This is a genomic window from Sphingomonas sp. CFBP 13733, from assembly GCF_014841795.1.
Lineage (GTDB): Bacteria > Pseudomonadota > Alphaproteobacteria > Sphingomonadales > Sphingomonadaceae > Sphingomonas > Sphingomonas aerolata.
In genome coordinates, this window is the sequence record NZ_JACYUP010000010.1 from 43,987 (window position 1) to 56,003 (window position 12,017).

Consider the following 12,017-nt stretch of genomic DNA (forward strand, 5'->3'; position numbering starts at 1 on the left):
GCGGGCGTAGCCCGAGCGGAACAGACCCTCAAATGATTTGACTTCACCTGAAGGTCGGCTCGCAAAGGGCTGACCGCCGGCCAATCTGCCCCGGTTATCTTGATGCCCTTCTAACGTCGTTGTTTTTCAATGCGAAAAGCATCATGTTATGGTTAATGTATATATCAACCGGGGGGGGGGATATGAAAAAGTTTCGTAAGAAGCAACTGCAGGCGAAAAAGAGATCGTGGCGCACATGGTGCGCCTTGTTATTAGCGTCTCTAGCTGCCGCGGCCGGATTTTTCGCCATGACCCCCGGTCCTACGCGGGAAGCGATCGCGGCTGTCCTAGCAGACCCCTTGGATTTACTTGCGCTACGCTCTCCTGGCCAAAGAAGTTCCGGCGCTTTAATCCAAACGAAGGCCGCGAGGGGCGTTCCTCGCATCCCGGCTAATCGGATACCGAAAGAACGTGTGCTCTCCAATGTTCGATGGAGACCATTTATTGACTTGCCAACCAACTTTCCAAGCCTCGACGTGACTGTAGCGTTACCGGCTGAGTCTTTTTTCAACCCTTTAGTGCCAGCAAACGGCTTAAACTTCGGCCCGCCGTTATTGATCACGCCTTTATTCGGCCCGTTCCTTGGCGGCGGAAGCGGTAGCTCCGGCGGTGTACCCGTATCCAGCGTACCAGAGCCGTCGCAATGGCTCGTGATGCTGGTTGGGTTTTTTAGTATCGGTTCAGCTTTACGTGCCGCACGGCGCAAAGGGCGACCGCCAGCTCAAGTTCGGTGACGGTGGTGGCAATTTCCAAGTTCGCACTTTTGTCGAGGCCCATGCCATTGGGTCGCATCGCTCTGTGCTTCATTTATATATTGTCGATTGTTGGCGGTTGCTCCGAGCCTAAGGTCCAAGAACCCATTCGGTCGTTTAACGCCGTAACGGAACCGAGTTCGCGTATACTTTACCCTGCAACGAGCTACCGCGAGTTGTTGCTACCGAATGGCGAGAAGCGCGTCGTCCGCAGCGTGCTAAATATCAAAAAGCCGATGATGTTCGGTGACTATGTTTGGGACGAAGTTGGAACTCCAGCGGGATTGACTTGGGTGCGCATCGACCTCGGGCATCAGACTCTATCCGTATTTAGAGTCGGTCATGAGATCGGTACGACGGTCATCCTTTATGGGACTGACGGCAAGCCAACACCAACCGGCATCTTCCCGGTCCTCTTCAAGGCACGAACTCACCGGTCGACGCTTTATGATGCTCAAATGCCCTTTATGTTGCGGCTCACCGAAGATGGCGTCGCCATCCATGCCAGCAACGTCCGCGAAGGCTCTGCGACACACGGTTGCATCGGCGTTCCGCTCGCTTTCGCCAAACTTCTCTACGGGCAAATGCGCCGAGGGGATCAGGTGGTAATCGTTTAACCCGGCCTCAAGATAGGCTGTTATAAGCCAAACCCTCAAGTCCCCGCAGCTGAAGTGAAGCTCGAGGAAGCGATCTTACTTAACGCATTGCTAACCGAACATAGCAACCTTCCCGATAGAATGCCGTGCCAACGTCCGTTACTTAACGGAGCATTCGACATTATGCCGGGCAGACTGTTACTCTCAAAGGCGGCAGTTGCTGTACTATTTCTATCCTCGCCGTTTCTGATCGGCGCAACCAGCTTGGCTTCAATCTTCGACGTCCGTATCCTTACGGTGCACAATCGGGAGAGAGCGGCGCTCGGCATCGCGCCTTTGCGCTGGAATGCCGGGTTGGCGCAGTCGGCGCAGCGTTGGGCCGATCATCTCGCCGCAACGGGAGCATTCGAGCACGCGCCGGAATTGCCGTCCGATCCACAGGGGGAAAACCTCTGGGCGGGAACGAAAGGTTACTATCCTCTCGAGGCTCGTGTAGAGGCTTGGGTGAGAGAAAAGCGGCATTATAAGCCTGGGTTGTTTCCTGATAATAGCGTCACCGGCAGGATCGGGGACGTAGGCCACTACACACAGTTGATGTGGCGTGACACGCACGAGGTCGGATGCGCCGAGGCTACCGGAGTGCGCGAAGACGTTCTCGTCTGTCGATACAACAGCGCTGGAAACTACTTTGGCGAGAAGCCGTTCTGAGGGCAAGCATAGAGGTGTCTCGGTTCATTTGAGCAGCGCGGCGCGAATATTAATTGAAGCGGCCTGAACCACCTTTGGCGCGTCACCTCTTTACAGATCGTGCGCGTGAACTGTTTTCGGCAAAAGGTCTATTATTTGCAACAGCAGAACGCTTACTTGCAGTCATTCGAGGCTTATATATGAAGAGCAAATGCGACGTCGCCTCCTAAACCTCATCGTCATGATCGGCATGCGATACAGCGACATTACTCGATGGTATGGCCATGCTGCCTTGACCCGAACTTGCGCCGAGCGAAAAGGGCGACAACACCGATTGAGGTCATCGGGATGGTAAATGACGACGGCACCTTTGAAATCGAACTCGTCACGGACGGTATTCCGGGCGTAGTTTTGCCAGACGCCCGAATGATCAAAGGGCGATTGTCACCCGCCGCGCTGAAGTGCTTTCGAACGTTGGAACAAAACTCTTCGCCGGTTGGCGCCATAATGCGCTTTAAGCAGGCGGTAAGTCGTCGCTCCCAGAAACTAGGCATAACACCCGGCGACTTATTTGTAACAATTTGCGACTTTCAAGCCCGTAGGTCTAGATAAAACACTCTCCTGTACCTCGTAGTCATATAGCTCAACGTTTGCCGTTTGCCGTTTGCTATTTTTCATTTGTCACGTGCCCGTCTACGCCTCCCCCACGTCGACCACGACGATTATTGCGCCCTCTACGTCTTTCACGATCTGTCCGTCGCGTGTTTACCAATCATAGCGGTCCAGCGGGCAGATGTGTCGAAGCCTCACTTCAATCACGGGTGTTCGACAAACAGGTGTTTTACGCCATCTAAGCTACCTGCTGGCGCAGACTTTCGCTCGATCACAAAGCTGATCGGGAATACCTCGTCACAGTTTGCAAAGATCATCACTGCCGTGTTGGGAGAAGCCGGAAACTACCAAGCACGCGGCTGCCCACCGACCCGCTTAGCTGCGGCTGATTCTATCTCGTTTAAGTCGGCTTGCGTCAGAGCGCCGGCTGCGAGCATCTTTCGCATCAACTCGTCCAATAGGGCCGCAAGGAAGTGTATTTCACGTCGTTCTGAGCCCGTGTCTTCGCCCTCGGTGTTTACTTCCATGCGCCGTTCCCTGGTTCGCCGTGCACTTTAGACACGGCCATTAACGTCCGCTAGGCGAGCATGTTGCACACCCCGCGTCATAAATCCGGGCAACCGTTTTCGTCGCGGAAGGATCTACGTCACTCAAAATGTCGGACATAAATACTTGGGTCAGGAGCGTATCTGAGAAGGTCGACCTGTCGTCACTGACTCGTGCACGACAGAAGGATATCCTCCGACGACAGCCTCTTGATCGTCTCAAGACGCGATCGCCGATCCTGCATGTTACGACTTACGTGTTTCTTCCGACAGGGCGTTCGATCATGTTTGCATCTTCCCGGATCATCAGCCATCCGCTCGCGCCCGCGCAAACAGCCGTTTAAAGTCACTTGTCTCGATCGCTCCCATCGCCAGCATACGTCCGGCAAGATAGCCCGGGGTGCCGGTCAGACCGATCGAATAGGCCTCTTGGCCGTTTGCACGCAAGCGCGCGGCGACGACTTCTGCATGTAAAGCAAGCCACTTCGTCGCGCGCTGCCAGTCCCCTCCAGCACTGGTAACGGCGTCTCGCAGCATGTCGTCGTCGATTATACGACTGTCGGTCATCAGTTGGCGATGAATGGCCGGATAGATTTCCTGTTCGGCACAGGCGAGCGCGATGCTCGCAGCACGTTCGGACGGTGGACCGAAGATCGGCCAGTCCTTATAGATGACCCTAACCTTGCTATCGCGTTCCACCGCCTCTTCCAAAGCGTGGAAGGCATGACGGCAGGCGGGGCAGCGGTAATCGGTGAAAACGGCAAGCCGGAGCGTCGCATCGGCTGGACCTTGCTCGGGTGAATTTCCACTGGTCAGGATCAGGTCGGCGGTCGCTCCAACATCCCGACCGATTGGAGCCGTGCGACGCAGCACCTGCCCGACTGCCCAGCCAGCCACGACGACAGCCCCAAGCCCTACCGCCTGCCTCCGATTAAGTGGCTCTGGCATATTCAGCTCGTCCGAGGCTTGCTGAAAGCCGCTGCGACTAGACGGCGTAAAGTCGGCAGATCGATGGCCCCGGCTACCACTTGCGCGCCGATGAGCAGCGGTCGTGTCCCGTTGCATGAGCCGAATGAGCCTTGGGCCGGCATTCGGCCAGCTAATCGCAAATTGGCTCGGGCGGCAGTGGGAGATGTTTAGCCGCAATATTTTGCCGGGGCCGGCCTTGCTTGTGCGTCGGCGAGTACACGTCGCTCATCTACGGCCTCCTTACATAGCCTGATTCAGATCGAGCCTCTTGCATCAATGGGTCCGGTACAATTCGCGATCGCATCAGTGAAAGGGCGCAAAAATGAGCGATAGGGTTCGGCCACGCCAAGTCCATCCGTATTTATAGGACGACGCACCTGAAGTCCGCTGGCGGTACTGACGCGGCGCTTGGTGAGATGTGGCGTATGCACCGCATCTTCGTCGCCAAGTCCGCAATGCGAAATAATGTTCGACGTCCAGAGTGCCGGTTTCCCCACCATGTCGGCAAAGGGAACGATCAACAGTCGGTCACCAAGCCGTCGCTTCCAGAAGGCCATCAGTTTTGCCTCGAGTTCAAAATGGTGCGCAATGTCGTCGAGATCGAAACTCCACCCGACTCCGTGAATGAAGAAGGTACGGAAGCAGGACCACGCGTTATCCAGTGGATCGCGCTGCATCCAGATGAGCGGGACGTTGGGGAAGATCGTCGCGATTAGGCCTAGGTAGCGACTGGCATCGATGGTTTTGTCAACGATCCGTCCGGCAGATCCGGCGCGCTCCGTCAGCAGATGCAGGTACAGGTCGCCGAGCGCGATAAGCGTGCCGCCCCCGGCGAGATATTGATCAATGGCGTGGCCTGATACGCCACCGGCAGTGACGGCTACATGCTGGATGACGTTAAGTTCTCCGCCGTCGTGCACCTGACTGTGGCTTGCAAGTATATGTTCAACAAGCGTTGTCCCCGACCGAGGCAGGCCCGTGACGAAAATCGGGCGGTCGGTATCGGCGGTCGCATGCGTTTGCATTCGCTTGAAGAATTCCGCATCGAAGCCCGTCATCGCGGAAAGTGCATTGGCGGCGTTGGCGTCACGACTATACGGTGTCTCTGATTTCAGCAACGCGGCACCTCGCAAATAGGCCGAGAACGCGGCTGCCGGATCCTTGCGGTCGGCATGCAGCTTACCACGTGCGTAGCAATATCGGGCCAGGTCGGCGGGACCCTGGCGTTCAGCGGCAGCAGCTTCGGCGAGCATTTGTTCGGCCATCCTATCCCCTGCAAGATTTCCCGTGCTGGCGAGCGAGAGCCAGGCGGGTCCCCACCCGGGGCGATGTTCCAGCGCATTGAGAAGATGCCCGCGCGCGGCGTCGGAATGCCCCAGCGTCAGCGCAATGTTGCCCAGAACATAGGCATGGCCTGCGCGGTCAGGTACATTTTCGGGAAGCTGGATCAATAGATCATGCGCATCCTGCTGCCGGTGGGCCTGTGTCAGAAGCACGACCTTTGAATACCGCGCCATAGCCGGGTTGGCGGCTGAAGCGATAAATGCATCGATTGCGCGAAGTGCCAGCGTATACTCGCCACTGACCTGCATTAGATGCGAAATTGTCTTCCAATGCTCGCCAATTGGGGCTTGCTCATCAAGCAGTGTTACCACGGCGCGATTCGTCGCTACGCGATCACGACGGCTCAGCGCTGCTTTCAATTGCGCCAGCCTCGCCGTCAACTTCAAGTTTATGGTTGCGGGCATTGTCGCTGGTCTATCCTCTCATGGCGCCGAAACCACGCCCTTCTGTGCATGGCCGATGCATTTAAATCACACAACTGACCCAACGGTGCAAACCTGGTTTTGGGCGTTGACAAAGCCACCGCCGGCCAACAGGATTGAGTTAACATGCTGTTAATCATAAGCGCCGCGCACGACGCTTCGGACATATTTTTGGGGTGTAAATATGCGGGCTAAAAGTCTTCTCGGGTACGGCGCGGCGATGATTGCCCTGATCTCTGCTCCTGCAGGCGCTGCCACGATTAACCTCATCGATCTGGGCGGCGTAACTGGTTCCAAATCGGAAATGGGCTTCCAGATTGCGGCTTCCTATTGGGGGTCGATGTTCACCAATACAGCCGTCATCAATCTGGGGGTCGGCTTTTCCGCGCTTGGACCCGGCATCATCGGATCGACCGGCAGCACGCGAGCAGATTATTCGATCGCGAACTGGGAAGCGGGGGTCAATTCGACAAAGAGCGGATCGTATATCGATCAGAACATCGTGCTTCCGACGTTGACCAACGGCGCAGCGAGCTTCATCACTAACGGTACGACGACGGTCGACGGTGTGACCAACGATGACTTGAGCAAACTGGCGTACAACAATGGGGCGACAACAAGCAGCCGGACATTGTATCTGAATACGTCGGTCATCAAGGCGATTGGCGGCGATACCGGTTTGTCATCGACGACCCGCGACGGTAACGTGACGTTCAGCAGCGATTTTGGTTTCGACTTCAATCCAACCGACGGCATATCAGCAAACACCTTCGACTTTATCGGGGTGGCCATTCATGAGATCGGTCATGCGTTGGGCTTTGTCTCGGGGGTTGACTTACTTGACGTCTACGGGATCGGCGACGGCCCAGGGTCGGGTGCTTTGGGTTACAGCCTGAACGATACGTCGATTTACAGCGCTCTGGACATGTTCCGGTACAGCGCCGATCCAACCGACATCCTGTTGGGGTCGGCTCCGTCACTTGATCTCTCGGTCGGGGGGATGAAGTATTTCTCGATCAATGGCGGCAATAGCGCGCTCTTCGACAACACGTTTTCGACGGGTCGTTACAATGGTGACGGGCAACAGGCGTCTCACTGGGAAGACGCAGAAGCCTGTAGCGTGGGCAACGGAATTATGGATCCGACTTTCTGTTATGGCCAAACAGGCGAAGTTACCGGCCTTGATCTGGCGGCGTACGACGCAATGGGCTGGAATCTGAGCAAGGACGCCTTGGCCTACGGGTCGGTGTCGACGGCGGCGATCTACAGCCAGTTTGCGCCTAGTGTCCCCGAGCCGTCGACGTGGTCGATGATGATCTTTGGGTTCGGGTTTGCCGGCGGGGCAATGCGGCGACGAGCGCGCAAAATCGCGGTGCGTACTCAATTCAAAACTGCATCGTAATCGCAACCGAGCGACGCACATCGACATGCCGTTGTGCGCCGCTCAAATTCGGCCGTCGTGTCCTCGATGGCATGTATTGGCTATCTGACCTGCAAAAAGAACAGGGGCGCAGGCCGAGCTTCGTGATCGGACATAAAGAACGATCCGCCAAAGTTTTCCCGGCAGGCTAACGAGGCTAACGATCAGCCCCCGGGCGAGTTCGCACTATAACAGCGGGGTGGGCCGTTAAGCGGGACGACGCGGTCCCGCCAGGTTTTAACAGGTCATTTCGCAAGCGACCTCAATCGCGCCTCGGCCTTGGTGGCACGAACGGCGCAGGCGTTCATTACAGCCTCTGCTTCTTTGCCCGGGATTCGTCGGTTCTGCCGGACAAGAGCGGCTTTGACTTGGGCTGGCGGACGGAAGTCAAGCCGCCCCATAAAATAGGCACCCACCGACGCCCCGATCTGGCGCCCTCGAGGGTTCTTCGATCCGGCGACCAGGGCATTGCTTACCATCACACAGCGGATTTCGTCGTTAACAGTCTGGGCGCTGGCGCTGGCTGGAAACCCCATCGCAGCGACCGCGACCAGAGCTGGGGAGCCCAAAAGATTGAGGGATTTTAAAGTCATTTCTGGAACTCCATTTCCGGCAGCTGGTTCATCCGGCACGCCAGAAGTGGCAAATGTCCGTTAGCGTAAGCAAATATATATTGGTCGATTGGCTAAAGCTCCAATGGCGAATCCCGAAAAACTTGCCAACCATGCGTCGTACTCGTGTATCGGCCATGGGCATTTCAAGGGTGTTGCCTATACGGATTTTCTTGCCTGCAAGCCCTGCGCATGCGCGAGAGCAATCGGGTGAGAAATTTCAGCCATCAAAGTTATTCAATATTTAACTAATGATTTCAACGAAAAGGTGACCACCATCACGTCCACGTCAGTGTGGCTATCATTGATGTGAAAATCAAACTGGCCGTCTCTCGCCGCCTCAAGGCGCTCAAAGAGCACTTTCGGGCTTATTTGGCTCTCGAACCGCGCGAGATTGGAAATCGCTGACGCCGACCGCGCTGTTCACGATTTTCTACACGCCATTCATTGGTCAAATGTGCGGAAAACCCACTCGTGATCACGACTGTGCGACAAACAGGTGTTTCCAGACGGCAGCCGCTGATCGCCGCAAACCGCCGTTTCTAATCCTGATTGGCAAATATTGTGTGGCGTTTTACAGCGCTCGGCGGGCAGTAGGCCCTGAAAAATGGCCGGGCCGTTCCCGTTCACCCAGCGCTTAACAGGCGATACTCAAGGATGAATCTAGTAAGTTCCGCAAAATGCGAACTTAGCATTCTCTTGCCAGCCGTCGCAGCGTCGCTGAGAATGCAGAAATGACGGGTCTTATCGCTTCCCCCAGGCATTGGTGCCTCTGGAAGGTAAGCGTTGATGTTTCATGTGCTGGTAATCGAGGACGAGCCGTTGATTGCGGACTATGTGGCAGCTCTGGCCGAGATGGCCGGCGCGACCTCGTCCACCATTGTCGATACGATCAAAGGTGCTCTTGACGCGGCACGGAGCCACGCCCCTGACATGATCCTGTCTGACGTCAACCTCATGCACGGCGAGCGCGGACCTGACGCTGTCGCCGCCATTCGCTCAACCATGGGTGAGATCCCGGTGATTTTCATCTCTGCCACAGCGGACGATTGCGTAGACTGTGACTATGCGTCCGCGATCTTTGAAAAACCGGTTCAGCCCGAGCGTGTTGCAGCAATCATCGCAGCCGACCGCTGTTAAGGCTTACAGGCGTCAGTCCTGTTCCAGAGAGATGCGGGGGCAGTGGAAGACTGCCGTAAGTCCCTCGTTGGTGTAGTCCAGCTTGGCTTGCCGAGCACCTGCGATACCCATAGCTATCAACCGTGATCCGAAACCCGTTGCGGTAGAGGCACGCGCGGGTGGCCCGCCCTCCTCTTTCCATCTCAGGCAGAACGTCTCTTCTTCGACCCACCATTCGATCCGGACAAGGCCGTCTGGTACCGACAGCGATCCATACTTTACCGCGTTCGTCGCCAGCTCGTGCAGCAGCAACGATAGCGAAAGCGCTGCCCGCGATCCGACGATCAAGTCAGGGCCAATAAGCAGAGAGCGGCCCCCTTCCGCCTCAAGCCTCAGCACACGCTCCATAAGCTCGCTGAGCGATGTCGAGGACCAGCTGGTCTGGATCAGTACCTCATGCGCACGGCTCAGTGCTGCCAGCCTGTTTTGCAGGGCCGTCGAAACTTTTTGGTCGGTTCCACGCAACGTCTGGAAAGCGACGGATTGCACCATCGCAAAGGTGTTCTTCACTCGGTGCGACAGTTCATGCATCAGCAGCTGACGCTGTTCATCGTGATCCTTACGATCGGTGACGTCGACCGATGTGCCAGAAAAGCGAACCGGTTGACCCTGCTGATTGTAGATCATGCGGCCTTTGCACTCGACCCAGCGTAACCGCTCGCCGGGAATGGCAAGCCGGTACTCGACCAGGAAGTCGCCACCAGTATCGAACACCTGTCGTATCCTGGCGCGCAGAGGCGCTACATCCTCCTCGACTACATAGGTTTGATATTCCTCCATGGTCAGACCAGCTTTGGTCTGCGCTTTGTCCAGGCCATACAGGCGCGCGAAGTGGGCGTCGCCGTGCAGCAGGTCCGTATCGACGACCCAGTCCCACAGGCCGACAACACCGGAGGCGGTAAGCGCCATTTCCAGTCGCTCATCAGCGAGCCTTACTTCCGTGCGATCGCGTAGCATCTTCACATAACCCTGCAGTTCGCCGTCCGGCCCTCGCAGCGGCATCATCTCGCCACTGGCCCAGAAGCGCTCACCGTTCTTGCGAAGGTGCCAACGCTCGTCGATCCCGCGGCCAACGGTTCTGGCTCCTTCCATCTCCTTGTCAGAGATGCCTGCCGCCCGGTCTTCTGGCGTGAAGAAGGCATCGAGGTCTCGGCCGCAAATCTCCTCGGGCGTCCAGCCAAGGATTTGATGTGCCCCCTCGTTCCAATCAGTGATCCTGCCATCCCGATCCATGACAATGACTGCGTAATCGACCGCGCTGTTGAACACGGCTTCGAACCGCGAACGCTCACGCTGCAGGTTGAGCAGTGTGACAACCTGGCGACCCAGCGCTGCCAGCGCTCCTGCTTGATTGTCCGTGAGTCCGCCCGGGCGTGGCTCACGGTCCATGATGCACAACGTGCCTAACGGCTTATCATCGGTACCGGCCAGAAACACGCCGGCATAGAAGCGCAGCGTAGGATCAGCGGTGACTAGAGGATGAGTCGCCGTGCGGAGGTCAGCGCTGAGATCAGGAATGACGAGGAGATCACGCTCGTTGATCGTGTGTTGGCAGATCACTTCGCTCAGCGGTGCGGTGCTGGCAGTGATGCCGATGCTCGCTTTCGGAAGCTGCTGACCCGCCTCAATGACACTTACCAACGCGACGGGGGCGCCACAAATTTGTGCCGCAAGTCGCACTACATCGTCAAATTGCCCTCCCTCTAAATTGAGACCGCTCCAGGACACAGCATCCGTGGGTTTTGTCTGGCTGGCAGATTGAGGCACGGAGGCAATTATCCTAGCGGAAGAGATAGATAGCCCTGCGATAACATGATCCTGAGGATTAGCTCTAGCTCCTGTTCGGCGATCGTCGTTGGCTGGCGCCTCGAGGTTAAACTGAGCGGAGTTCAGGATCGGGGGATGCGCGACGCTGCGATGCTACCGTAGCGGCTGTCTCCACTGCTTTGGAGAGGGTAATCTCCCTGGGCGCAACTCCAGCATCAGCTATTTGGGACGCGGGCTTTGGCGTGATCGAGAACGCGCTCAACCGTGCCGCCTTGCACGATCACCGAGAACAGCACGACTATGTAGGTGGCAGCCAGCGCAATCGATCTTGCCGGGCCGTCTGGCAAGCCTAGGGCCAAAGCAACTGAGATTCCCCCACGTAGGCCGCCCCAGATCAGCGTCAACGGCGCGAGCCGTCCGAGCGACAGGATCGGTCGCAGGACCGCCAGCGGGGCGACGACCGCTATCCCGCGGGCTAGCAGTACGAGCGGCACAGCCGCGACACCGAGCGCGATCAGTCGCGGATCCCATGCAATGGTCACGACCTCAAGCCCGATCAGCAGGAATAGGACCGCGTTGAGGATGTCGTCGATCAACGCCCAGAACTTAAGCAGGTAATCGCGCGTGATGTCGCTCATCGCATCGGCAACGCCCTTGTTGCCGATCAGGAGCCCGGCGACGGCCATGGCGACTGGACCGCTGATGTGGAGCTGCGCGGCAAGCGCATAGCCCCCCATGACCACCGCCAGCGATATCATGACCTCGACATTATATTCGTCAATCGACCGCATCGCCCGGTAGCCGATCCAGCCTGCCGCCAATCCCAGAAGCACGCCTCCGCCTGCCTCCTGAAGGAACAGCGCCGCACCATGGCCAACCGAAAGCGGCTCGGTGCCCAGCGCCGCCTCAAGAAGGATGGCAAAGACAACGACGCCGACACCATCGTTGAATAGGCTCTCGCCAGCCACCGTCGCCTTCAGCGTCGGCGACACCTCCGCACGACCTAGGGTCAGGACTCATTGGTCATAGCCAGAAGATGACGGTGGCCGCGAGCGCGAAGGCAGAGAAGAAGAC

General features: G+C 57.2%; 9 protein-coding genes. 4 read left to right on the forward strand and 5 right to left on the reverse strand.

Annotation, left to right across the window (positions count from 1 at the left end):
• The first annotated feature begins 967 nt into the window (after positions 1-967).
• Positions 968-1,408, forward strand: coding sequence for a L,D-transpeptidase family protein (locus IFT71_RS19480; protein ID WP_244655067.1), 441 nt, complete (start codon positions 968-970; stop codon positions 1,406-1,408).
• A gap of 162 nt (positions 1,409-1,570) precedes the next feature.
• A complete protein-coding gene (locus tag IFT71_RS19485; protein WP_192143048.1) occupies positions 1,571-2,095 on the forward strand; it encodes a CAP domain-containing protein in 525 nt (174 codons plus the stop codon).
• 1,442 nt (positions 2,096-3,537) lie between these two features.
• On the opposite strand, the gene IFT71_RS19490 is transcribed toward IFT71_RS19485, so the two are convergent.
• A complete protein-coding gene (locus IFT71_RS19490) occupies positions 3,538-4,128 on the reverse strand; it encodes a DsbA family protein (protein WP_334010961.1) in 591 nt (196 codons plus the stop codon).
• A 326-nt stretch (positions 4,129-4,454) separates the two neighbouring features.
• Positions 4,455-5,948, reverse strand: coding sequence for a tetratricopeptide repeat-containing sulfotransferase family protein (locus IFT71_RS19495; RefSeq protein ID WP_192143056.1), 1,494 nt, complete (start codon positions 5,946-5,948; stop codon positions 4,455-4,457).
• A 238-nt stretch (positions 5,949-6,186) separates the two neighbouring features.
• Between IFT71_RS19495 and IFT71_RS19500 the strand changes: the two genes are divergently transcribed.
• Positions 6,187-7,368, forward strand: coding sequence for an NF038122 family metalloprotease (locus tag IFT71_RS19500; RefSeq protein ID WP_192143058.1), 1,182 nt, complete (start codon positions 6,187-6,189; stop codon positions 7,366-7,368).
• 263 nt (positions 7,369-7,631) lie between these two features.
• On the opposite strand, the gene IFT71_RS21260 is transcribed toward IFT71_RS19500, so the two are convergent.
• Positions 7,632-7,979 (reverse strand): hypothetical protein, encoded by a 348-nt coding sequence (locus tag IFT71_RS21260; protein WP_206757470.1) that lies wholly within the window; start codon positions 7,977-7,979, stop codon positions 7,632-7,634.
• Positions 7,980-8,786: 807 nt separating this feature from the next.
• Between IFT71_RS21260 and IFT71_RS19505 the strand changes: the two genes are divergently transcribed.
• The gene (locus IFT71_RS19505; RefSeq protein ID WP_192143060.1) at positions 8,787-9,137 is read left to right on the forward strand and encodes a response regulator; all 351 of its coding nucleotides are present in this window, start codon (positions 8,787-8,789) and stop codon (positions 9,135-9,137) included.
• Positions 9,138-9,149: 12 nt separating this feature from the next.
• Here IFT71_RS19505 and IFT71_RS19510 read toward each other — a convergent pair whose 3' ends face one another.
• Complete coding sequence (locus IFT71_RS19510) at positions 9,150-10,943, reverse strand: PAS domain S-box protein (RefSeq protein WP_192143062.1); 1,794 nt, start codon at positions 10,941-10,943, stop codon at positions 9,150-9,152.
• 215 nt (positions 10,944-11,158) lie between these two features.
• Positions 11,159-11,935: a cation:proton antiporter gene (locus IFT71_RS19515; protein WP_342212703.1), complete on the reverse strand. Its 777-nt coding sequence runs from the start codon at positions 11,933-11,935 to the stop codon at positions 11,159-11,161.
• Between the last annotated feature and the right edge of the window lie 82 nt (positions 11,936-12,017).